At 52.8% G+C, this 22563-nt stretch carries 21 protein-coding genes; 14 read left to right on the forward strand and 7 right to left on the reverse strand.

What is annotated here, in order from left to right; genetic code table 11:
* Positions 1-10 precede the first annotated feature (10 nt).
* Both C2U43_RS24630 and metB read right to left on the reverse strand, forming a co-directional pair.
* Positions 11-2443 (reverse strand): bifunctional aspartate kinase/homoserine dehydrogenase II, encoded by a 2433-nt coding sequence (locus tag C2U43_RS24630; protein ID WP_103285922.1) that lies wholly within the window; start codon positions 2441-2443, stop codon positions 11-13.
* Positions 2444-2445: 2 nt separating this feature from the next.
* A complete protein-coding gene (metB, locus tag C2U43_RS24635) occupies positions 2446-3606 on the reverse strand; it encodes a cystathionine gamma-synthase (protein ID WP_103285923.1) in 1161 nt (386 codons plus the stop codon).
* A 265-nt stretch (positions 3607-3871) separates the two neighbouring features.
* On the opposite strand from metB, the gene metJ reads away from it, so the two are divergent.
* Positions 3872-4189: a met regulon transcriptional regulator MetJ gene (metJ, locus tag C2U43_RS24640; RefSeq protein WP_003825168.1), complete on the forward strand. Its 318-nt coding sequence runs from the start codon at positions 3872-3874 to the stop codon at positions 4187-4189.
* Between the two features lie 58 nt (positions 4190-4247).
* On the opposite strand, the gene C2U43_RS24645 is transcribed toward metJ, so the two are convergent.
* The 3 genes from C2U43_RS24645 to rpmE all read right to left on the reverse strand — a co-directional run bounded on the left by C2U43_RS24645 (position 4248) and on the right by rpmE (position 6982).
* Positions 4248-5672, reverse strand: a complete 1425-nt coding sequence (locus C2U43_RS24645; RefSeq protein WP_032945626.1) for an MFS transporter — start codon at positions 5670-5672, stop codon at positions 4248-4250.
* Positions 5673-5750: 78 nt separating this feature from the next.
* Positions 5751-6431 (reverse strand): oligogalacturonate-specific porin KdgM family protein, encoded by a 681-nt coding sequence (locus C2U43_RS24650; protein ID WP_003825173.1) that lies wholly within the window; start codon positions 6429-6431, stop codon positions 5751-5753.
* Between the two features lie 338 nt (positions 6432-6769).
* Positions 6770-6982 carry a 50S ribosomal protein L31 gene (gene rpmE, locus C2U43_RS24655; protein WP_008787040.1) on the reverse strand — a complete coding sequence of 71 codons (213 nt, stop codon included), beginning with the start codon at positions 6980-6982 and terminating at the stop codon, positions 6770-6772.
* Positions 6983-7239: 257 nt separating this feature from the next.
* Between rpmE and priA the strand changes: the two genes are divergently transcribed.
* From priA to rraA, 7 genes are all read left to right on the forward strand, one after another.
* Positions 7240-9438 (forward strand): primosomal protein N', encoded by a 2199-nt coding sequence (gene priA / locus C2U43_RS24660; protein WP_103285924.1) that lies wholly within the window; start codon positions 7240-7242, stop codon positions 9436-9438.
* Between the two features lie 156 nt (positions 9439-9594).
* The gene (gene cytR, locus C2U43_RS24665) at positions 9595-10620 is read left to right on the forward strand and encodes a DNA-binding transcriptional regulator CytR (RefSeq protein WP_003825179.1); all 1026 of its coding nucleotides are present in this window, start codon (positions 9595-9597) and stop codon (positions 10618-10620) included.
* Positions 10621-10713: 93 nt separating this feature from the next.
* Positions 10714-11688, forward strand: coding sequence for a cell division protein FtsN (gene ftsN, locus C2U43_RS24675; RefSeq protein WP_079935063.1), 975 nt, complete (start codon positions 10714-10716; stop codon positions 11686-11688).
* 91 nt (positions 11689-11779) lie between these two features.
* The gene (gene hslV / locus C2U43_RS24680) at positions 11780-12310 is read left to right on the forward strand and encodes an ATP-dependent protease subunit HslV (protein WP_003028805.1); all 531 of its coding nucleotides are present in this window, start codon (positions 11780-11782) and stop codon (positions 12308-12310) included.
* A gap of 9 nt (positions 12311-12319) precedes the next feature.
* Positions 12320-13651, forward strand: coding sequence for an HslU--HslV peptidase ATPase subunit (gene hslU / locus C2U43_RS24685; RefSeq protein ID WP_003028803.1), 1332 nt, complete (start codon positions 12320-12322; stop codon positions 13649-13651).
* Between the two features lie 67 nt (positions 13652-13718).
* The gene (menA, locus tag C2U43_RS24690) at positions 13719-14648 is read left to right on the forward strand and encodes a 1,4-dihydroxy-2-naphthoate polyprenyltransferase (RefSeq protein WP_103285925.1); all 930 of its coding nucleotides are present in this window, start codon (positions 13719-13721) and stop codon (positions 14646-14648) included.
* Between the two features lie 92 nt (positions 14649-14740).
* Entirely contained in the window at positions 14741-15226 is a 486-nt protein-coding gene (rraA, locus tag C2U43_RS24695; RefSeq protein WP_008787034.1) for a ribonuclease E activity regulator RraA, read from the forward strand.
* A 216-nt stretch (positions 15227-15442) separates the two neighbouring features.
* Here rraA and zapB read toward each other — a convergent pair whose 3' ends face one another.
* Positions 15443-15688 (reverse strand): septal ring assembly protein ZapB, encoded by a 246-nt coding sequence (gene zapB, locus C2U43_RS24700; protein WP_103285926.1) that lies wholly within the window; start codon positions 15686-15688, stop codon positions 15443-15445.
* A 428-nt stretch (positions 15689-16116) separates the two neighbouring features.
* Between zapB and C2U43_RS24705 the strand changes: the two genes are divergently transcribed.
* From C2U43_RS24705 to fpr, 4 genes are all read left to right on the forward strand, one after another.
* Positions 16117-16962: an MIP/aquaporin family protein gene (locus C2U43_RS24705; protein WP_003825195.1), complete on the forward strand. Its 846-nt coding sequence runs from the start codon at positions 16117-16119 to the stop codon at positions 16960-16962.
* A 22-nt stretch (positions 16963-16984) separates the two neighbouring features.
* Positions 16985-18493 carry a glycerol kinase GlpK gene (gene glpK, locus C2U43_RS24710; protein ID WP_003028792.1) on the forward strand — a complete coding sequence of 503 codons (1509 nt, stop codon included), beginning with the start codon at positions 16985-16987 and terminating at the stop codon, positions 18491-18493.
* 135 nt (positions 18494-18628) lie between these two features.
* Positions 18629-19639, forward strand: a complete 1011-nt coding sequence (gene glpX / locus C2U43_RS24715) for a class II fructose-bisphosphatase (protein ID WP_103285927.1) — start codon at positions 18629-18631, stop codon at positions 19637-19639.
* 95 nt (positions 19640-19734) lie between these two features.
* Positions 19735-20481 (forward strand): ferredoxin--NADP(+) reductase, encoded by a 747-nt coding sequence (fpr, locus tag C2U43_RS24720; protein ID WP_008787029.1) that lies wholly within the window; start codon positions 19735-19737, stop codon positions 20479-20481.
* A gap of 57 nt (positions 20482-20538) precedes the next feature.
* Here fpr and C2U43_RS24725 read toward each other — a convergent pair whose 3' ends face one another.
* A complete protein-coding gene (locus tag C2U43_RS24725) occupies positions 20539-20967 on the reverse strand; it encodes a DUF805 domain-containing protein (protein ID WP_008787028.1) in 429 nt (142 codons plus the stop codon).
* Positions 20968-21067: 100 nt separating this feature from the next.
* Here C2U43_RS24725 and C2U43_RS24730 point away from each other — a divergent pair, with 100 nt between their 5' ends.
* Both C2U43_RS24730 and tpiA read left to right on the forward strand, forming a co-directional pair.
* Positions 21068-21667 (forward strand): YiiQ family protein, encoded by a 600-nt coding sequence (locus C2U43_RS24730; RefSeq protein ID WP_103285928.1) that lies wholly within the window; start codon positions 21068-21070, stop codon positions 21665-21667.
* Between the two features lie 108 nt (positions 21668-21775).
* Positions 21776-22543, forward strand: coding sequence for a triose-phosphate isomerase (gene tpiA / locus C2U43_RS24735; RefSeq protein WP_003028783.1), 768 nt, complete (start codon positions 21776-21778; stop codon positions 22541-22543).
* Positions 22544-22563 lie beyond the last annotated feature (20 nt).

The raw sequence follows: 22563 nt of genomic DNA on the forward strand, positions 1-22563 counted from the left end.
GCAACAAAAACTACAGCAGCTGCGCCAAACGGTTGATGTCTGACTGAATAGCGCCGGCGGTGACGTCACGACCTGCGCCCGGTCCACGGATTACCAGCGGGTTATCGCGATACCAGCGGCTTTCAATGGCGAATACGTTATCGCACGGCAACAGCGCCGCCAGCGGGTGTTCAGGACGAACCGCCTCAACACCAACGCGCGCTTTACCGTTAGCATCAAAACGCGCCACATAGCGTAGCACCAGCCCCATTTCACGCGCCGCTTCCAGACGCTGCACCATCTGCTCGTTCAGCTCATCACCATTCTCAAAGAAATGGTCAATAGAGCCTTCTTCACAATGCGCAGGCACCAGCGATTCCACGCGAACCTGGTCCGGTTCGATGTCGTAACCTGCTTCACGCGCCAGAATCACCAGCTTACGCATCACATCTTTGCCGGAAAGATCTACGCGCGGATCGGGTTCAGTCAGCCCCTGTTGCCACGCCTGATCCACCAGATCGGTGAACGGGACCGTGCCATCAAATTGCAGGAACAACCACGACAACGTACCGGAGAAGATCCCGCTGATCGACAGAATGGTATCTCCGCTATCAATCAGATCGCGCACGGTATGATTGATCGGCAAACCTGCTCCCACGGTGGCGTTATACAGCCAGTGGCGGCCGGTTTTTTCGAAAGCGTCATGAATTTGGCGATAATTATGACTGCTGCTCGCCCCCGCCAGTTTGTTGGCGCTGATAACGTGGAAACCATGGCTGGCAAAATCCAGATACTGATCCGCAAGTTGCTCGCTGGCAGTAACGTCCAGCACCACTAAATCATCATACGGGTGAGCACGCATCCACAGGAATAGAGACTCTTCATCCTGCTCTACCGCCTCGTCATCAAAGAAAGCTAACGCGCGGCTGGCATCCAGCCCTTCGTAATTCAGCAGGCTACGACGGCTATCAACCACACCCGCCAGCACAAACTCTAATCCGGTGCGCGCCGAGAGCGTGCTCTGCTCGCGAGCGAACAGCTCCAGCCAGCGCGAACCAATGTTGCCTTTGCCGAACAACACCAGACCAATGCGTTTTTCCGCGCGGAAAATTGACTGATGCAGGCCCTGAATCAGGCTCTCTGTTGGCCCAGTACGCAGTACCGCGACCAGGCTGATACCCTCTTCCGATTGCCAGGTGAATTCAACCGGCTGACCTTTCAACTGTTGCCAGAAACGGTGGCAGTGCAGCGGATTACGGGTGACGCCCGCCCCGACCATCGCTACCAGCGCCAGCCCCTGGCGCAAACGCAGCTCGCCCGGCAGACCAGCTTCATCCAGAATTTTCAGTGCGCCGTCAGCGACTTCGGAGGTATAGCAAAATTGCAGCAGTTGGCGGTCAGGATGCACACCCACTGCCAGCGGACGCACCTGGGTACGTTTTAAAACCTGATCAATCTCTTTATAAGCCAGCTTAAAGTCCTGGCCAGTCGGAACCAAAAACTCAATCAGGCAGACGTCATCATGACTGGTCACAATACGCGCCCCGGTACCGGAGGCCAGTACGCGTTCAATGCGCGTTGAACCCTGCTCCGGCGTATAGCTACAACGCAGTTGGAGATCGATATCGCTACCGGAAACCGGCTGTAAGGTACGGGCATGGAGAACCGGTGCCGCCAGACGCGCCAGCTCGCTGGCTTCATCCAGACGCAGCAGCGGCAGCAAACAGGCGTCTTTTACTTTACGCGGATCCGCGCTGTAAACCCCGGCGACATCGCTCCAGATAGTTACGCGAGAAACGCCCGCCAGCGCGCCAACCTGCGTCGCCGAGTAGTCGGAGCCGTTACGCCCCAGCAGGACCGTTTCACCGCAATTGCTGCGGCTAATAAAGCCGGTAACCACCAGCCATTTACCCGGATGCTGCGCCAGCAGTTGCTGTAGCAGCGGGTAAGAAAGACCTTCATCTACCTGCGGCTGGGCACCGCGTTCAGCACGTAAAAAATCGCGCGCATCCAGCCAGGCTGACTCCAGCCCCTGTTGGTTAAGGACCGCAGACATCAAACGCGCGGACCATACCTCACCATGCCCAACAACCTCAGCATAGACGGCATCGTTCACGCCGCTGTCGAGTAATCCAGCCAGACGCTCCAGATCGTGAATAAACGCACCAATTAGTCCATCCGCTATATCAGGCGGTAACAAACCGCTGATAAGCTCGCTCTGATAGCGACGTAACGCCTGTTGAACCTGATGCGCAGAAAGGCGATCGGTCTGGCTTAATTTCAGCCAGCTAATCAACTGGTTAGTGGTACTGCCTGCGGCTGAAACAACCATCATGTCATCAGGCTGCGAGTACTCCGCCATAATGCCTGCGACACGCAGATAACATTTCACATCAGCCAGACTACTACCACCAAATTTGTGCAGTTGACGACCCTTCGCCCCTGCCTGCGCAATCACACTCATGTTTACCCCTTGTTTGCAGCCCGGAAGCCATTTTCCAGGTCGGCAATTAAATCTTCGCCATCTTCAATACCGGTGGAGATACGCAGCAGCGTTTCGGAAATTCCGGCAGCAGCACGCGCTTCTGGCGCCATGCCCGCGTGTGTCATGGTTGCGGCGTGGGAGATCAGACTTTCAACGCCCCCTAACGATTCCGCCAGCGTAAACAATGACAACCCGCCAAGGAAGCGGCGCAGCGTTTGCTCATCACCATCCAGTTCAAAACTTAACATCGCGCCAAAGCCTTTTTGCTGACGCGCGGCAATCTCATGGCCCTGATTATCCGGCAATGACGGGTGATACAATTTTTTCACCAGCGGCTGAGTTTGCAGATAATCGACTATCGCCTGAGCATTACGTTGCGCCACCTCCATTCGAGGAGACAGAGTACGCAGGCCGCGCAACAGCAGATAACTATCAAACGCGCCGCCGGTCACACCAATATTATTCGCCCACCATGCCAGTTCAGTGACCGTTTCCGGATCTTTCGCTATCACAACACCAGCCACCACATCTGAGTGACCGTTTAAATATTTCGTGCATGAATGCAACACCAGATCGGCGCCCAATGCCAGTGGATTTTGCAGTGCCGGGCTTAAAAAAGTGTTGTCGACCACGCTGACCGCGCCAGCTTCACGCGCCAGCTGGCAGATTTTCGCAATATCCACCACGCGCAGCAGCGGGTTGCTTGGGCTTTCTACCAGCACCAGCTTCGGTTTTTCCGCCAATGCGGCCTGTAATGCCTGCTCATCTCCTTGATCGACAAACAGGACCCGGTAACAGCCACGCTTTGCCAGACTGTCAAACAGTCGGTAGCTCCCGCCGTAGCAGTCATGCGGTGCGACCAGCAGATCGCCTAGCTTGAGGAAGACCGTGGTCACCAAATGAATCGCCGACATGCCAGTATTGGTCAGCACAGCACCTGCACCGCCTTCCAGTTCCGCCAGCGCACGCTGAACAACATCGCGCGTTGGGTTGCCGCGACGCGAATAGTCATGGGTGCGAGGTTCATTAAATCCGGTAAAGTTATAGGTGCTGGAGAGGTGAATCGGCGGGACAACGCAACCGTACTGTTCGTCGTCATTTAACCCGCTACGCACTGCGATGGTGGCCTGTTTACGCGTCATATTGAGGAGATCCTGGCTGAGTCGGTGAAAAGTCAGACACCAGAGTAATCATAGTTACGATAGCCGTCAATACATCTGGACATCTAAACTTCTTTGCGTATAGATTGAGCAAACTGGAAATAGCCGTTAAAATTATATGCATTAGCGTACATCTGCGTCGGCTTACTTCGTGTCAGGGCCACGCCACTACGATAAACTACGCGCAATTATGGTCCGGGCTCAGGTTCTGGCCTCAATATTAATGACGAAGAGGATTAGGTATCTCATGGCTGAATGGAGCGGCGAATATATCAGCCCATACGCTGAGCACGGTAAGAAGAGTGAGCAAGTCAAAAAAATTACGGTTTCCATTCCTCTGAAGGTGTTAAAAATCCTTACCGATGAACGCACGCGTCGTCAGGTGAACAACCTGCGCCACGCCACCAACAGCGAACTGCTGTGTGAAGCGTTTCTGCATGCTTTTACTGGGCAACCCTTACCCAACGATGACGACCTGCGTAAAGAACGCAGTGATGAAATCCCGGAAGAAGCAAAGGTAATCATGCGTGAACTGGGTATCAACCCGGAAACGTGGGAATACTGATAGTTAGAACAGCAATGGGCGTGTAGAGGCGGGAATGCTCCCGCCTTTTCTCACAGTGTTACTTACTAATACCATTGAGTTTATTCAATGTTTCTTCCATTTTGAGCGTTTCCGTACGGTTCAATGGATAGAAATAAATCAGAATGACCGCCGCCAAAAACAGGCATAGCGCCGGCAAGAGATTCGCCATCGTATAAATATTTTCCTGCACAATGCTGGTTTGCACTGCACCACCTGTTGACGATGATTGATAGCCAATGATAGCCAACATAAAGCCACCAATCGCCCCTGCGCATGCCTGACCAACCTTGCGCGCAAAGAAGTTCACACCATAAACCGTGCCATCCTCGCGATCGCCAGTGACATACTGATGGTAGTCACAAACATCAGTCATAAACGCCCAAATCATCAGGTTGAATAACCCTGCACCCAGCGTCGCCAGGAACAAGAAAACCAGATAGACCTTTGCATCCGTAATGTGGACAAAGTACATAATCACATACATGACCACGGCAAAAAGCAACGCGCCTACGCTGGCTTCTTTTTTACCAAACCGCTTCGTGAGCCAGGATGCCGATGGCGCCAGCAAAACCAGGGAACCAAAGGTAAACAGCAACGCGACTGACATCGCCTCTTTATTGTGGAAATAGTCATTAAACAGGTAAGTCATGTTGGTACCGGACAACCCCTGATTAATTACAATCAGCAAATCCACAACCACTAAAACAATCAGCGCCTTATTGCGTGCCAGTCCCTTCAGCAACACCGAAACGGGCATGCTCTCTTTTCTCTCCACGCGCACGCGCTCCGTCGTTAAATGACAGGTCAAGGATAAAAAGATCAAGCCCAGCACTGCGCAACCAATGGAAATCCAGAAGAAGTGTTGCCCGGAAATCACCTGGCTTCCATCCACCAGGGTGGTGTACATCAGGATTGGAATGAAAAAGCCAGTTGCCCCACCGCCAATTGCTGACCCAACGCTACGCCAGGTTGAAAGCGATACACGATCTTCAGGATTCGAGCTAATCGCCGCAGACATAGCACCGTACGGAATACTCACGGTCGATAACAGCGAACCGTAAATGAAATAGGAGCAGCAGATGTAGATGATTTTCGCCGTATAAGAAAAATCATTCACAAACGGCAGGAACAGGACAACCGCAATGATGCAAAATGGATACTTCATACGACGCACCCACGGGTTGAAACGTCCATGTACCGTCAGTTTAGAGGTATCGCATAAGCGCCCTACACCAACATCAACGAACGCATCAAAGAGTTTGGTCACAAAATAGAGTGAGCCAACAATAACGCCGGAAATACCGAGGACGTTAGTGTAATAAATCATTAAAAAACTATTAACTAAGCCAAGAATAAAACAGGTTCCGAGGTCACCACATAAATAACCAATTTTATCTCTAATTCCGAAAGGCCTGACGGCAGTGGTTTCATTATTTCCGATAATAGTTCCATCATTAGACATGATGTCAACTCCTTAGACATATTATTCACACAAACTATGCTTATCGACGTAATCAGCCGATACGAAAACTATTACCGATTAAAAGTTATAACCAAGACCGACACGATAACGGGTCTGACGATCGTCTGTCGTTGTTGTGTTATAACCCGAGGAAACGTTGCCAACCTCAACAAATGGAACCCAGGAGCCTAATTTGTACGCCACGCGGAAGTTATATTCATAATCATCTTTCCGGTTGTTATATAAATCTTCGCTATCGGCAATTTTATAAATACCATTTAGCTCAAACATCCAGTCATTGACGTTATAACCAAGCCAGGCTTCCGGACGATAGACCATGCGGTCATCTTTGCCGTCAGTGTTTCTGCGCATGTACTCCTGACGATAGCGGAACGCGGTCCACCAGTTGTCGTTGATGTTGTACTGCACGCGGATATAAGGCTTATAAATCGCGATATTATCGCCCGTTTCGATCGCAATGCCGGGCTGCCAGACAAGACCCTGCCAGGTGAACTGATAGCTTGCGGTATACTCGTTGCCGTTACTTTCCATATTATTCCACGCATCATTTGACTGCGTGTTTTCGGAACGAGAAATGGCTTCTACTGCCACACCAAAACCCGTGGCAAAACGGTGAGACATATACACACGATCGTAATTACGTCCATCGTCATAATATTCATGTCGGTAATCAACATAACCCGCCTGTGCGGCCGCAGAGAATAATGGAATCAGTAATAACGCAGATTTAAATTTCATGACAATCCCTCTTCACACTCAACAACGGAAATAATCCATCTCGTTTGTCCATAAAATGGGAAAACAAAAAGGCTTTTAGATTAATTTTATATTTCCACGAAAGTGTATTTTAGAAAGAAAGCAGAAACCTTTGGTATTTTGCCAGGAGCTGGTAAAAGTGGCAAAAGACAGAAGATAAAAAGGACGCAGATCACCAGTTGCAATATTTTATCGAAAAAATAAAACACCGTTTTATTTATTGAATAAAATAGATTATTCAATACATCAATATATATTTCAGTTCTGAAGCGCAGAAACAAAAAAAGCGCCGTAAGGCGCTTTTTTCTGACAGCTGAAACTTACTTGCTGCCTGGGATGCTGAAACGCTTGTTGAAGCGATCAACACGGCCACCGGTAGCAACATCACGCTGCTTGCCAGTATAGAACGGGTGGCACTGACCGCACACGTCCAGGTTCAGATCGTGACCGACGGTAGAGCGGATTTTCATGACGTTACCGCAAGAGCAGTTTGCAGTAATTTCTTCGTATTTCGGGTGAATATCTTTTTTCATGGGAAAACCTCGGTTTAAGGCCGCGTCGCTCTTCCAGCCCTAACGCCAGACACCACGCGATGTTAATTATTCCCCGTCACCTTTCACGCTGCATCAACAGCCTGAAACTCTCGGGTAATGGTCATTGTTTGAAGCAATCAATTTGCATCAAAGGCGGCGAATCATACAGAAATTAACCTGCTCATGCAAACTGATCCGCATTCTACCCTCCACTAATGTGTATACTAACCCGCCAGATTTCAAGTCAGGATGATTCAATGCCCGTTGCGCACGTTGCCTTACCTGTTCCGCTACCTCGCACCTTTGACTACCTCCTGCCGGAAGGCTTGAGTGCCAAAGCCGGGTGTCGTGTACGCGTGCCCTTTGGCAAGCAGCAGGAGCGCGTGGGTATCGTCCTTTCCGTCAGCGAGCACAGTGAACTGCCGCGGAGCGAATTGAAAGCCGTTCTCGAAGTGCTGGACAGCGAACCTGTCTACTCGACCTCTGTCTGGCGTCTGCTGTTGTGGGCGGCTGATTATTATCATCATCCCATCGGTGACGTACTGTTTCACGCTCTGCCAATTTTACTGCGCCAGGGACGCCCGGCGACAAACGCGCCCATGTGGTACTGGTTTGCCACTGAAGAAGGCCAGGTAATTGACCTCAACAGCCTGAAGCGTTCTCCCAAGCAGCAACAGGCGCTGGCTGCGCTACGCCAGGGGAAAATCTGGCGCGACCAGGTGGCTGAACTGGAATTTAATGATGCCGCATTACAGGCACTGCGGAAAAAAGGGCTGTGCGATCTGGCGAACGAAACACCAGGCTTTAGCGACTGGCGTACGCACTACGCGGTTTCCGGTGAGCGTCTGCGGCTGAACACCGAGCAGGCCACCGCCGTCGGGGCGATTCACAGCGCCTCAGACAGTTTTAGCGCCTGGCTATTAGCGGGCGTAACGGGATCAGGCAAAACAGAGGTCTATCTTAGCGTTCTGGAAAACGTCCTTGCCCAGGGCAAGCAGGCTCTGGTGATGGTGCCGGAGATTGGCCTGACGCCGCAAACTATTGCCCGTTTTCGCGAACGTTTTAATGCGCCGGTCGAAGTCCTGCACTCCGGTTTAAACGACAGTGAACGTCTTTCAGCCTGGCTGAAAGCAAAAAATGGCGAGGCGGCGATTGTTATCGGCACGCGTTCTTCGCTGTTTACGCCGTTTAAAAATCTCGGCGTGATTGTCATCGACGAAGAACACGACAGCTCTTATAAACAGCAGGAAGGCTGGCGCTATCATGCGCGCGACCTCGCGGTTTACCGCGCCCATAGTGAGCAGATCCCGATTATTCTCGGCTCAGCCACTCCGGCACTGGAAACGCTGTGTAACGTGCGGCAGAACAAATACCGCATGCTGCGCCTGACGCGCCGCGCCGGAAATGCGCGCCCAGCCACTCAGCACGTGCTGGATCTCAAAGGTCAGCAGGTGCAGGCCGGACTCGCCCCTGCGCTAATCGCCCGTATGCGTCAGCACCTGCAGGCGGATAACCAGGTGATCCTGTTTTTGAACCGTCGTGGTTTTGCGCCTGCGCTGCTGTGCCACGACTGTGGTTGGATTGCCGAATGTCCGCGTTGCGATCATTACTACACGCTACATCAGGCGCAGCACCACCTGCGTTGCCACCACTGCGACAGCCAGCGCCCAATACCGCGTCAGTGCCCTTCCTGTGGTTCAACGCATATGGTTCCGGTAGGACTCGGCACCGAACAGCTTGAGCAGGCTCTGGCACCTTTTTTCCCCGGTGTGCCAATTTCACGTATAGACCGCGACACCACCAGCCGTAAAGGGTCGCTGGAGCAGCATCTGGCGGAAGTGCATCGCGGCGGCGCACGAATTCTTATAGGCACGCAAATGCTGGCCAAAGGCCACCACTTCCCGGACGTCACTCTGGTGGCGCTGCTGGACGTTGACGGCGCGCTATTCTCCGCAGATTTCCGGTCAGCAGAACGCTTCGCCCAGCTCTATACGCAGGTCTCTGGCCGTGCCGGACGCGCCGGGAAGCAAGGCGAAGTGGTGCTGCAAACGCACCATCCTGAACATCCGCTGCTGCAAACCTTGCTGTATAAAGGCTATGACGCGTTTGCCGAACAGGCGCTGGCCGAGCGACAAACGCTCCAGCTTCCACCGTGGACCAGCCATGTGATCGTGCGGGCAGAAGATCATAACAACCAGCATGCACCAATGTTCTTGCAGCAACTACGGAATCTCATTCAAGCCAGCCCGTTGGCTGATGACAAACTCTGGGTGCTCGGCCCGGTTCCCGCACTGGCGCCCAAACGCGGTGGTCGTTATCGTTGGCAAATATTGTTGCAACATCCATCACGAATTCGTCTGCAACATATCGTCAGCGGCACGCTGGCACTGATCAATACGCTACCCGATGCACGCAAGGTTAAATGGGTGCTGGATGTCGATCCCATCGAGGGATAACCCCTCACGATGCGAGGCGGATCGTAAAATTAAAGATCCATCACACTTTTTATGAAAATTCTGTAACCGCTTCCATTCACTATCTGATAAAAATGTTTCAGATGAAGGTTATCCAGGGACGAGTCTGTGCCAGCAGCTCTCTGGCGAGGAGAAAGAGTGAAACCGAATAAGCAGGTTGCCGCCGCTACGATGAAAGATGTTGCTCTGAAGGCGAAAGTCTCAACGGCAACCGTATCCCGCGCATTAATGAACCCGGACAAAGTCTCGCAGTCAACCCGTAACAAGGTTGAGCAGGCAGCGCTGGAAGTGGGATATCTACCCCAATCAATGGGACGTAACGTTAAGCGTAATGAGTCACGTACCATTCTGGTGATTGTGCCGGATATCTGCGATCCGTTTTTTAGCGAAGTGATTCGTGGCATCGAAGTGACTGCCGCAGAACAGGGATACCTGGTGCTTATTGGCGACTGCGCGCACCAGAATCAGCAGGAAAAGACGTTTCTTAACCTCATTATCACCAAGCAGATCGATGGCATGGTACTGCTCAGCTCGCGCCTGCCGTTTGATGCCAGCGTGGAAGAACAGCGCAATTTACCGCCGATGGTCATGTCGAACGAGTTCGCGCCAGAGCTGGAACTCCCTACCGTGCACATTGATAACCTCACCGCCGCCTTTAACGCGATGAATTATCTGCTGGAACTGGGGCATAAACGCATTGGCTGTATCGCCGGACCCGAAGATATGCCGCTGTGCCATTACCGTCTGCAAGGCTACGTTCAGGCATTACGCCGCAGCGGAATTACGGTCGATCCGCATTTCATCGCGCGCGGTGACTTTACCTATGAAGCGGGAGCCAATGCGTTGAAGCAGCTCCTTGAACTACCGCAGCCGCCTACCGCTGTCTTTTGTCACAGCGACGTCATGGCGCTGGGTGCACTCTCTTACGCCAAACGTCAGGGTCTGAAAGTCCCTGATGATTTATCCATTATTGGCTTTGATAACATTTCGCTCACGGAATTTTGTGATCCACCCCTGACAACCGTCGCACAGCCGCGTTTCGATATCGGACGTGAAGCTATGCTGTTACTGCTCGATCAATTACAAGGGCAGAGCGTCAGCAGTGGCTCACGTTTACTGGACTGCGAGCTTATTATTCGGGGTACTACCCGGGCACTGACGTAAAGTAAAGTGCTTTCGGACTCCCCTGTCTGGTCAAAGGCCCGTCGCTTAAGTAACATGGCGGGCTGACGAACGAATAAATACAGCGAAACGATAGTGGCACAACGAGATTATGTACGTCGCGGCCAACCGGCACCTTCGCGGCGCAAGAAGAGCACATCACGGAAAAAACAACGCAATACGCCTGCGGTATCGCCCGCAATGGTTGCTATTGCTGCAGCCGTACTCGTGACCTTTATCGGTGGTCTGTACTTCATTACGCATCACAAGAAAGAAGAGTCCGAAACGCTGCAAAACCAGAAAGTCACCGGTAATGGCATTCCGCCAAAACCGGAAGAGCGCTGGCGATACATCAAAGAGCTGGAAAGCCGTCAGCCTGGCGTACGTGCGCCTACCGAACCGTCTGCGGGCGGCGAGGTGCTGAATGCCGATCAGCTAACCAATGAGCAGCGCCAGCTATTGGCGCAAATGCAGGCTGATATGCGTCAACAGCCGACACAGCTCAACGAAGTACCGTGGAACGAGCAAACGCCTGAACAGCGCCAACAAACGCTGCAGCGTCAGCGTCAGGTGCAACAGCAGCAGTGGAATAACGCACAGCAGCAGGCTCAGCAGCCGCGTCCACGGGCAACAGAACAGCCGTATCAGCAGCAGCAAACGCGTACAGCACAAGCCGCGCCGGTACAGCAGCCGAAAGCGCAGCCAAAACCGGCGGCGCAACAGCCGTATCAGGATCTGCTGCAAACGCCTGCGCATACCACCGCCGCTCAGCCGAAAACGCAACCGGCCGCGCCAATAACGAATGAAACGCAACCGCCAAAACAGACGGCGGAGAAAAAAGATGAACGCCGCTGGATGGTTCAGTGCGGGTCATTTAAAGGCGCTGAGCAGGCAGAAACCGTGCGCGCGCAGTTGGCCTTTGAAGGCTTTAACTCCCGTATAACCACCAATAACGGCTGGAATCGTGTGGTCATTGGTCCGGTCAAAGGCAAAGAGAATGCCGACAACACCATCAGCCGCCTGAAGGTTGCTGGTCACACAAACTGCATTCGACTCTCCACTGGGGGTTGAAACCCCCAAAATCCCCCCCATCTATACTTGCATTACGCCCCGTACACTGTGCGGGGCCTGTACATTGCATTTGTAACCAAGGGGTCTGCTCGTGACAACAATAGTAAGCGTACGCCGTAACGGCCATGTGGTAATCGCCGGTGATGGTCAGGCCACACTGGGTAACACCGTAATGAAAGGCAACGTGAAGAAAGTCCGCCGTCTGTATAACGACAAAGTCATTGCGGGCTTTGCGGGCGGTACTGCGGATGCATTCACGCTGTTCGAACTGTTCGAACGCAAGCTGGAAATGCACCAGGGTCACCTGGTGAAAGCGGCCGTTGAACTGGCAAAAGACTGGCGTACCGACCGTATGCTGCGCAAACTCGAAGCGCTGCTGGCCGTCGCAGATGAAACGGCATCACTCATCATCACCGGTAACGGCGACGTCATCCAGCCAGAAAACGATCTGATTGCTATCGGCTCCGGCGGTCCCTACGCCCAGGCTGCTGCACGCGCTCTGCTTGAAAATACCGAGCTTGGCGCACGCGAGATTGCTGAGAAAGCGTTGGATATTGCAGGGGATATCTGCATTTATACCAACCACTTCCATACCATCGAAGAATTGAACTCCAAAGCGTAAGGATCCCCCATGTCTGAAATGACCCCACGCGAAATTGTCAGCGAACTGAACAAACACATCATCGGCCAGGATAACGCTAAGCGTTCCGTGGCGATCGCCCTGCGTAACCGCTGGCGTCGTATGCAGCTCAACGAAGAGTTGCGTCATGAAGTCACGCCGAAAAACATTCTGATGATTGGCCCGACCGGCGTCGGTAAAACCGAAATCGCCCGTCGTCTGGCAAAACTAGCCAACGCGCCATTCATCAAAGTTGAAGCAACAAAATTCACCGAAGTCGGCTATGTTGGTAAAGAAGTAGATTCCATCATCCGCGATCTGACCGATGCTGCCATCAAAATGGTCCGCGTGCAGGCAATCGAGAAAAACCGCTTCCGTGCCGAAGAGATGGCGGAAGAGCGCATTCTCGACGTGCTGATCCCACCAGCTAAAAATAACTGGGGGCAGTCAGAGCAGCCGCAGGAACCTTCTGCAGCGCGTCAGGCATTCCGTAAAAAACTGCGTGAAGGCCAGCTGGATGATAAAGAGATCGAAATCGATCTCGCGGCCGCACCGATGGGCGTTGAAATTATGGCGCCTCCAGGAATGGAAGAGATGACCAGCCAGCTGCAGTCCATGTTCCAGAACCTGGGCGGTCAGAAGCAAAAACCGCGTAAGCTGAAAATCAAAGACGCGATGAAGCTGCTGATTGAAGAAGAAGCTGCCAAACTGGTGAACCCGGAAGAGCTGAAACAAGAAGCTATCGACGCCGTTGAGCAGCACGGGATCGTGTTTATCGACGAAATCGACAAAATCTGTAAGCGCGGTGAATCCTCCGGCCCGGACGTGTCCCGTGAAGGCGTACAGCGCGACCTGCTGCCGCTGGTTGAAGGCTGCACTGTCTCCACCAAGCACGGCATGGTGAAAACAGATCACATTCTGTTTATCGCTTCTGGTGCATTCCAGGTAGCCAAACCGTCCGACCTGATCCCAGAACTGCAGGGTCGTCTGCCGATTCGTGTCGAGCTGCAGGCGCTGACCACCAGCGATTTTGAGCGTATCCTTACCGAACCGAATGCCTCCATCACCGTCCAGTACAAAGCGCTGATGGCGACTGAAGGTGTGGACATCAACTTCACTGAATCCGGTATTAAACGCATTGCCGAAGCGGCCTGGCAGGTTAACGAAACCACCGAAAACATCGGTGCACGTCGTCTGCATACCGTTCTGGAACGTCTGATGGAAGATATTTCCTATGATGCGAGCGATTTGAACGGCCAAAGCATCACAATTGATGCCGAATATGTGAGCAAACATCTGGATGCGCTGGTCGCAGATGAAGATCTGAGCCGTTTTATCCTATAATCGCGTTCAATGCATTTTCATCACTGTTGATGGGGCTGATAAAGCCCCATTTTTATTGGCGCTAAATATGACTGAACAACAACAAATTAGCCGCTCACAAGCCTGGCTGGAAAGTTTACGACCTAAGACCTTACCGCTCGCCTTCGCGGCGATCATCGTCGGTACGGCATTAGCATGGTGGCAAGGATACTTCGATCCGCTGGTTGCTCTGCTGGCATTGATTACGGCAGGACTGCTGCAAATTCTGTCCAATCTCGCTAACGACTATGGCGATGCCGTCAAAGGCAGCGACAAGCCCGACCGTATTGGACCGCTGCGCGGTATGCAAAAAGGGGTCATCACCCAACAGCAGATGAAGCGCGCGCTGATCGTCACCGTAGTGCTGATCTGTCTGTCCGGGCTGGCCCTGGTAGCTGTAGCCTGTCACACGCTGGCGGATTTTGTCGGTTTCCTGGTGCTCGGCGGTCTGTCGATTATCGCCGCGATCACCTACACCGTGGGTAATCGCCCTTACGGATATATCGGCCTGGGCGATATTTCTGTGCTGGTATTCTTCGGCTGGCTCAGCGTAATGGGAAGTTGGTATCTGCAGGCGCATACGTTGATTCCAGCGCTGATTCTGCCTGCCACCGCCTGCGGCCTGCTGGCAACCGCCGTGCTCAACGTCAACAACCTGCGCGATATCAACAGCGACAGAGAGAACGGCAAGAACACGCTGGTCGTACGTTTAGGTGCTGTCAATGCCCGCCGCTACCACGCCTGTCTGCTGATGGGCACGCTGGTCTGTCTGGCACTGTTCAACCTGTTCTCACTGCAAAGCCTGTGGGGATGGCTGTTTATCCTCGCCGCTCCGCTGCTGATCAAACAGGCTCACTATGTAATGCGCGAGATGGACCCGGCAGCAATGCGTCCGATGCTGGAACGCACCGTAAAAGCGGCATTGTTAACTAACCTGCTGTTTGTCGTTGGAATTTTCTTAAGTCAGTGGTCTCTTTAACTGACAAATATCAATTAACAATTGATGATTTTGCCAACAGTACACATAGCGCGATATACTAAAAATTCTCGCAGCAACTGAACGTTAAGCCTATGAAATACGATACATCCGAGCTTTGTGACATCTATCAGGAAGATGTCAACGTCGTGGAACCGCTGTTCTCTAACTTTGGAGGACGGTCGTCGTTTGGCGGACAAATCATCACGGTAAAATGTTTCGAGGACAACGGGTTGCTGTACGATCTGCTCGAACAAAACGGCCGTGGTCGCATTCTGCTGGTCGATGGCGGCGGTTCTGTTCGTCGTGCGCTGGTCGATGCCGAACTGGCACGGCTGGCCGTACAGAATGAATGGGAAGGTCTGGTCATCTACGGCTCAGTACGCCAGGTAGACGATCTGGAAGAACTGGATATCGGCATTCAGGCGATTGCCGCTATTCCGGTAGGTGCCTCAGGTGAAGGCATTGGAGAAAGCGATGTACGCGTCAACTTTGGCGGCGTGACGTTCTTCTCCGGCGACCACCTGTACGCCGATAACACCGGGATAATCCTCTCCGAAGACCCGCTCGATATCGAGTAAGCGAAAAAGGCACCGCAAGGTGCCTTTTTTATGCGTGTCACTGATTGCCGGATGGCGGCTTACGCCTTATCCGGCCTACAATCAGGGGCGGTTACGCGAAAGATTTCGTGTTGTAGCAAGGCGGCAAACGAAGGTATCCCCAGGAGCGTAGTAAACTACGTGACTGGGGTAACTGAGCGCGGCCAACGCAGCTACGGCGCGAAAGATAAAGCGTAATTAGACTTCTTCCATACGACCCAGCAGGGCATGCAGACGATCCTGCCAGCCGTTCTGCTGTTCTTTCAGGCTGTTGTTCTCACGCTCCAGTTCTTCACGCTGCTGCTGTGCAGTCTGAACTTCCTGCGACAGTGAGTTGTTCTTTTCTTTCAGCTCTTCGATTTCCATCTGCAACAGCGTGATGGTATCAATCGCCTGCTGTACTTTTGCTTCCAGTTTCTCAAACACTTCTAATGACATCGTCATACCTCTCCTGAATTGCAAGGCGTTGATGGATAAAAATCCTCGTCCCGATAACCGGCGACGCCTTAATAAAAACGAGCGCACTCTACTTAACACCGATTGTATGAAGCCGCGTCATCCCTGTCCAGCGGCATCCCGCGCAGATTGCGGTTTGCAACACTTTTAGTCTTTCTCCTGGTGACATTACTGTCATAACTCTTAAGTGTTAACAGATTGATCAGTGAAATGATTCAGCTCACACTATTTTTGTATAACAAATACCTCACAATGGCGCGAAAACGCTCATTTTGTTGATGCAGTACACACATTTTAATTTCGATATTTCTCGTTTTTGCGCGTTAACGATAAATTAACAGTGTGCCTACCGGCTCCGGGGATGTCAGTGACCTTCTCGCACACAATAAACATTAAACTCTCTTCAGGATCCGATTATGAGTCAAACATCAACCTTAAAAGGCCAGTGCATTGCTGAATTCCTCGGTACCGGGTTGTTGATTTTCTTCGGTGTGGGCTGTGTCGCTGCACTTAAAGTGGCTGGGGCTACTTTTGGTCAGTGGGAAATCAGTATCATCTGGGGTCTGGGGGTAGCGATGGCTATCTATCTGACCGCAGGCGTTTCTGGTGCACACCTGAATCCCGCGGTAACCATCGCACTCTGGCTGTTCGCCTGTTTTGATAAACGCAAAGTTGTTCCTTTTATTATTTCGCAAATTGCCGGCGCCTTTTGCGCAGCGGCACTGGTTTACGGGCTTTATTACAATCTTTTCCTCGATTTCGAACAAACTAACCATATCGTACGCGGCAGTACCGAGAGCCTGGGTCTGGCAGGTACTTTCTCCACCTATCCGAACCCGCATATCAATTTTGTGCAGGCCTTCGCGGTTGAAATGGTCATTACCGCTATTCTAATGGGGCTGATTCTGGCTCTGACCGACGATGGTAACGGTGTACCTCGTGGTCCGCTGGCACCACTGCTGATCGGCTTGTTGATTGCCGTTATTGGTGCTTCCATGGGTCCGCTGACAGGTTTTGCGATGAACCCGGCACGTGACTTCGGACCGAAACTCTTCGCCTGGATGGCCGGATGGGGTGAGATTGCCTTCACGGGTGGTCGCGATATCCCTTACTTCCTGGTTCCGGTGTTTGGCCCGATTACCGGCGCGATTTTGGGCGCATGGGCATATCGCAAACTGATTGGTCGTCATTTACCGTGCGATGTCTGCGCGATTGAAGAAAAAGACGTTGCGGCCAACACTCAACAAAAAGCTTCGCAGTAATGTGACTACGGGACAAAAAATTATGACTGAAAAAAAATATATCGTTGCGCTCGACCAGGGCACCACCAGCTCCCGCGCGGTCGTAATGGACCACGATGCGAATATCGTTGCCGTTTCACAGCGCGAATTCGAACAAATCTACCCGAAAGCAGGTTGGGTAGAACATGACCCGATGGAAATTTGGGCGACCCAAAGCTCCACGCTGGTAGAAGTTCTGGCGAAAGCCGATATCAGTTCCGATGAAATTGCAGCGATCGGTATTACCAACCAGCGTGAAACCACCATCGTCTGGGAACGCGAAACCGGTAAACCTATCTATAACGCGATTGTGTGGCAGTGTCGTCGTACCGCGGATATCTGCGAAAAGCTCAAGCGCGACGGTATGGAAGAGTACATCCGTAATAATACAGGTCTGGTCATTGACCCGTACTTCTCCGGCACCAAAGTGAAGTGGATCCTCGACCACGTAGAAGGCTCGCGTGAGCGCGCTCGTCGCGGCGAACTGCTGTTCGGTACCGTAGATACCTGGCTTATCTGGAAAATGACGCAGGGACGTGTACACGTCACGGATTACACCAACGCCTCACGTACCATGCTGTTCAACATCCACTCCCTGGACTGGGATGACACGATGCTGGATGCGCTGGATATTCCGCGTGCAATGCTGCCTGAAGTTCGTCGCTCTTCTGAAGTGTACGGCCAGACCAACATCGGTGGTAAAGGCGGTATTCGTATTCCTATCTCCGGTATCGCCGGTGACCAGCAGGCAGCGCTGTTTGGCCAGCTGTGCGTGAAGGAAGGGATGGCGAAAAACACTTACGGTACCGGCTGCTTCATGCTGATGAACACCGGCGAGAAAGCCGTCAAGTCCGAAAACGGACTGCTGACCACCATCGCTTGCGGACCGACCGGGGAAGTGAACTACGCGCTGGAAGGTGCGGTATTTATGGCTGGCGCATCTATCCAGTGGCTGCGTGATGAAATGAAACTCATCAGCGATGCGTTCGACTCCGAATATTTCGCCACCAAAGTGAAAGACACCAACGGCGTGTACGTCGTTCCGGCATTTACTGGCCTGGGCGCACCGTACTGGGACCCGTATGCTCGCGGCGCCATCTTTGGTCTGACCCGTGGGGTAAACTCCAACCACATCATCCGTGCCACGCTTGAGTCTATTGCATACCAGACTCGTGATGTTCTGGAAGCAATGCAGGCTGACTCCGGTATTCGCCTGCACGCCCTGCGCGTCGATGGCGGTGCGGTCGCCAATAACTTCCTGATGCAGTTCCAGTCCGATATTCTCGGCACGCGCGTTGAGCGCCCGGAAGTCCGCGAAGTCACCGCATTGGGTGCGGCATACCTGGCTGGTCTGGCAGTAGGCTTCTGGCAGAATCTGGATGAGCTGCAGGAAAAAGCGGTCATCGAGCGCGAATTCCGCCCAGGCATCGAAACCACCGAACGTAACTTCCGTTACAGCGGCTGGAAAAAAGCGGTCAAACGCGCCATGGCGTGGGAAGATCACGACGAGTAATACGTCATAGCCGGATGGCAACTGTGCCTTATCCGGCAATATCTTCGTGCGGGGGTAACCCCGCACACACATCAATAATCTCGCCCCCTCCCCTGTGCTACACTTCGCGCCATTCCTTTCAGCTACGAGTTTGCAATGAGACGAGAACTTGCCATTGAATTTTCACGCGTGACCGAAGCGGCCGCGCTGGCTGGCTATAAATGGCTGGGCCGCGGCGACAAAAATACCGCTGACGGCGCGGCGGTAAACGCCATGCGTATTATGCTCAACCAGGTCAATATCGACGGCACCATCGTGATTGGCGAGGGTGAGATCGATGAAGCACCGATGCTGTTTATCGGTGAGAAAGTCGGGACCGGTCTTGGTGATGCGGTCGACATCGCCGTCGATCCTATCGAAGGCACACGCATGACGGCAATGGGTCAGGCAAACGCGCTGGCCGTACTGGCTGTTGGCGATAAAGGCTGCTTCCTGAACGCGCCAGACATGTACATGGAAAAGCTGATTGTCGGCCCAGGCGCAAAAGGGTCTATCGACCTGGACCTGTCGCTGGAAGCCAACCTACATAACGTTGCCGCTGCACTCAATAAGCCGCTGAATGAACTGACCGTCACCATTCTGGCCAAACCACGCCATGATGAAACGATCGCCGAAATGCAAAAACTGGGCGTGCGTGTCTTTGCTATTCCAGATGGTGACGTTGCTGCCTCCATTCTGACCTGCATGCCAGACAGTGAAGTTGACGTGCTGTACGGCATTGGCGGCGCACCGGAAGGTGTCGTTTCTGCCGCCGTTATCCGCGCGCTGGACGGCGACATGCAGGGTCGTTTGCTGGCGCGTCATGACGTCAAAGGCGACAGCGAAGAGAACCGTCGCATTGGCGAACAGGAACTCGCTCGTTGCGCCGCCATGGGTATTGAAGCGGGCAAAGCGCTGCGTCTCGATGAAATGGCGCGTAGCGACAACGTCATTTTCTCTGCCACCGGCATCACCAAAGGCGATTTGCTGGAAGGGATTAGCCGCAAAGGTAATATCGCGACCACCGAAACGCTGCTGATCCGCGGTAAATCACGTACGATCCGTCGCATTCAGTCGATTCACTACCTCGATCGCAAAGATCCCGATGTGCAGGCGCACATCCTGTAATTGATTTGATCAATAGAGCCTTCCAGCCCATATGGGCTGGAAATCTTTCGTCCAACGAACGAAGATAAGGCAATCAAAGCAGACAGGAGAAAACCATGGCAGATTGGGTAACAGGCAAAGTCACGAAGGTACAGAACTGGACCGATGCCCTGTTTAGTTTGACCGTGCGAGCTCCGGTTCTTCCTTTCACTGCAGGTCAATTCACCAAGCTTGGCCTTGAGATCGACGGCGAGCGCGTCCAGCGTGCCTATTCTTACGTCAATGCCCCTGATAACCCCGATTTAGAGTTTTATCTAGTGACGGTTCCCGACGGCAAACTCAGCCCTCGTCTGGCAGCACTGAAGCCTGGCGATGAAGTCCAGGTGGTGAGTGAAGCTGCTGGTTTCTTCGTGCTGGATGAAGTCCCCGATTGCGACACGCTGTGGATGCTGGCAACCGGCACGGCTATCGGCCCATATTTGTCGATTCTGCAATTAGGCAAAGACCTGGATCGCTTCAAAAATCTGGTGCTGGTCCACGCCGCGCGCTATGCCGCCGATTTGAGCTATCTACCGTTGATGCAGGCCCTGGAAAAGCGCTACGAAGGTAAATTACGCATCCAGACGGTGGTCAGTCGTGAAACCGTGGCAGATTCGCTGACCGGGCGTGTACCGGCACTAATTGAAAGCGGTGAACTGGAAAAAGCGGTCGGGCTGCCAATGGATAAAGAAACCTGTCATGTGATGCTGTGCGGAAACCCGCAGATGGTGCGCGATACCCAGCAGTTGCTGAAGGACACCCGGCAGATGACCAAACACCTGCGCCGCCGACCGGGCCATATGACCGCAGAGCACTACTGGTAAGAACGTTTCAATGCCCGGTTAACACCCGGGCATTTTGCCGGATGGCGCTTATCCGGCCTACGAGTCAGCTCTGTACTTTACGTCCTGCGTATCCTTACCATATTTATTTGCGTCCTGGGTGCCGATGAACGCACCCAGATCGATAAGCATGCCGACCAGAATCAACGTTGGAACAAAGCGGCCTACCGCCCATTGCCAGACGCCGGGTAACATCGCCCAATTTCCGGCCAGCAGCATCCACGCCAGAATCATCAACAGCGCCCACGCTCCAGAACGCCCACGGTCATGCAGACGTTTTACCGTCACTGCCGCCGTTGGCCATAGCAGACACACCAGACAAAAAGCCGCGGTCTGAATATCGAGTAATTGTTTGCTCGCCAGCGAAAACAAAACCAGCATGCCGACGATCCATAGGCCAATCCAAATCCAGAAATCACGGCGCCCGATGCGCCCTTTAAATGAGAATAACCACTGCTGTATGGTCATGTAAGTTCCTTTATTATTACCTTCCAGAACAGTTTACCCTTTTGACAAGCTCGACGGTTACCGTTTTAATCGTGAGCAGTGAGAATGAAAGGTACGATTGATGAAGCACGGATTTACACTGTTTTTATTATTGTTTTCAGCCTTAACAGCCAGCCCTGCGGCATTGGCGGAAGAGCCATCGACGGCAACCACAGCCCCCTATTTACTGGCGGGCGCGCCGACCTTTGACCTGTCGATTAGCCAGTTTCGCGAAAACTTTAATACACAGAATCCGAAGCTGATCCTGAATGAGTTCCGCGCCATCGACAGCAGTCGCGATCGGGCAAATCTCACCCGCGCGGCCAGTAAAATCAATGAAAACCTGTATGCGTCTTCCGCCCTTGAGCGCGGCACCCTGAAAATCAAAAGCATGCAGATAACCTGGTTACCAATTCAGGGACCAGAGCAAAAGGCAGCTAAAGCGAAAGCGCTGGAATACATGACCGCCGTCATCCGCACCGTCGCACCGCTACTGACGAAGGAACAGAGCCAGAAAAAACTGCAAAAACTGCTCGCCGCAGGCAAAGGTAAGCACTATTACGCCGAAACAGAAGGCGCAATTCGCTATGTCGTGGCAGATAACGGTGAAAAGGGGCTGACCTTCGCTGTTGAACCGATTAAGCTGGCACTATCTGAAAACCTCGAAGGGTCGAATAAGTGACAAAAAGCAAAGCCTTTCGGGGGATGAATCTCTATACTGTTTCACAGACCATGCTGCCCTGACGGGCGGCCATATTCCTTAATTCGCTGACAAGCGTGGAGAAATGAAATGCGACATCCTTTAGTGATGGGTAACTGGAAACTGAACGGCAGCCGCCACATGGTAAACGAACTGGTTGCTAATCTGCGTAAAGAACTGGCTGGCGTTGCTGGCTGTGCAGTAGCGATTGCTCCGCCGGAAATGTATATCGACCTGGCGAAACACGCCGCTGCCGGTAGCCACATCATTCTGGGCGCGCAGAACGTTGACCTGAACCTGTCTGGCGCATTCACTGGTGAAACAAGTGCTGAAATGCTGAAAGACATCGGCGCACAGTACATCATTATCGGTCACTCTGAGCGTCGTACTTACCACAAAGAATCTGACGAGCTGATCGCTAAAAAATTCGCCGTGCTGAAAGAGCAGGGTCTGACTCCAGTTCTGTGCATCGGTGAAACCGAAGCAGAAAACGAAGCGGGCAAAACTGAAGAAGTTTGTGCACGTCAGATCGACGCGGTTCTGAAAACTCAGGGCGCGGCAGCATTCGAAGGCGTCGTTATCGCTTACGAACCAGTATGGGCTATCGGTACCGGTAAATCTGCAACTCCTGCTCAGGCTCAGGCTGTTCACAAATTTATTCGTGACCACATTGCTAAAGCTGACGCGAAAATCGCTGAGCAAGTAATCATCCAGTACGGCGGTTCTGTAAACGCAGCTAACGCGGCAGAACTGTTTGCTCAGCCGGACATCGACGGTGCGCTGGTAGGTGGTGCTTCTCTGAAAGCAGACGCCTTCGCAGTCATCGTTAAAGCAGCAGAAGCCGCTAAACAGGCTTAAGTTGTTAAGGCGGGAGGAGC

Origin of the sequence: Citrobacter freundii complex sp. CFNIH9 (assembly GCF_002903305.1) — a bacterium.
Taxonomy (GTDB): domain Bacteria; phylum Pseudomonadota; class Gammaproteobacteria; order Enterobacterales; family Enterobacteriaceae; genus Citrobacter; species Citrobacter portucalensis.

Excerpts from the sequence above, each read along its gene's own strand:
- rpmE (WP_008787040.1), bottom strand. The coding sequence starts at position 6,982 with ATGAAAAAAGATATTCACCCGAAATACGAAGAAATTACTGCAAACTGC.
- fpr (WP_008787029.1), top strand. The coding sequence starts at position 19,735 with ATGGCAGATTGGGTAACAGGCAAAGTCACGAAGGTACAGAACTGGACC.
- metJ (WP_003825168.1), top strand. The coding sequence starts at position 3,872 with ATGGCTGAATGGAGCGGCGAATATATCAGCCCATACGCTGAGCACGGT.
- priA (WP_103285924.1), top strand. The coding sequence starts at position 7,240 with ATGCCCGTTGCGCACGTTGCCTTACCTGTTCCGCTACCTCGCACCTTT.
- C2U43_RS24725 (WP_008787028.1), bottom strand. The coding sequence starts at position 20,967 with ATGACCATACAGCAGTGGTTATTCTCATTTAAAGGGCGCATCGGGCGC.
- glpX (WP_103285927.1), top strand. The coding sequence starts at position 18,629 with ATGAGACGAGAACTTGCCATTGAATTTTCACGCGTGACCGAAGCGGCC.
- hslU (WP_003028803.1), top strand. The coding sequence starts at position 12,320 with ATGTCTGAAATGACCCCACGCGAAATTGTCAGCGAACTGAACAAACAC.
- C2U43_RS24645 (WP_032945626.1), bottom strand. The coding sequence starts at position 5,672 with ATGTCTAATGATGGAACTATTATCGGAAATAATGAAACCACTGCCGTC.
- C2U43_RS24650 (WP_003825173.1), bottom strand. The coding sequence starts at position 6,431 with ATGAAATTTAAATCTGCGTTATTACTGATTCCATTATTCTCTGCGGCC.
- metB (WP_103285923.1), bottom strand. The coding sequence starts at position 3,606 with ATGACGCGTAAACAGGCCACCATCGCAGTGCGTAGCGGGTTAAATGAC.
- zapB (WP_103285926.1), bottom strand. The coding sequence starts at position 15,688 with ATGACGATGTCATTAGAAGTGTTTGAGAAACTGGAAGCAAAAGTACAG.
- glpK (WP_003028792.1), top strand. The coding sequence starts at position 16,985 with ATGACTGAAAAAAAATATATCGTTGCGCTCGACCAGGGCACCACCAGC.
- rraA (WP_008787034.1), top strand. The coding sequence starts at position 14,741 with ATGAAATACGATACATCCGAGCTTTGTGACATCTATCAGGAAGATGTC.
- C2U43_RS24730 (WP_103285928.1), top strand. The coding sequence starts at position 21,068 with ATGAAGCACGGATTTACACTGTTTTTATTATTGTTTTCAGCCTTAACA.
- C2U43_RS24630 (WP_103285922.1), bottom strand. The coding sequence starts at position 2,443 with ATGAGTGTGATTGCGCAGGCAGGGGCGAAGGGTCGTCAACTGCACAAA.
- tpiA (WP_003028783.1), top strand. The coding sequence starts at position 21,776 with ATGCGACATCCTTTAGTGATGGGTAACTGGAAACTGAACGGCAGCCGC.
- C2U43_RS24705 (WP_003825195.1), top strand. The coding sequence starts at position 16,117 with ATGAGTCAAACATCAACCTTAAAAGGCCAGTGCATTGCTGAATTCCTC.
- menA (WP_103285925.1), top strand. The coding sequence starts at position 13,719 with ATGACTGAACAACAACAAATTAGCCGCTCACAAGCCTGGCTGGAAAGT.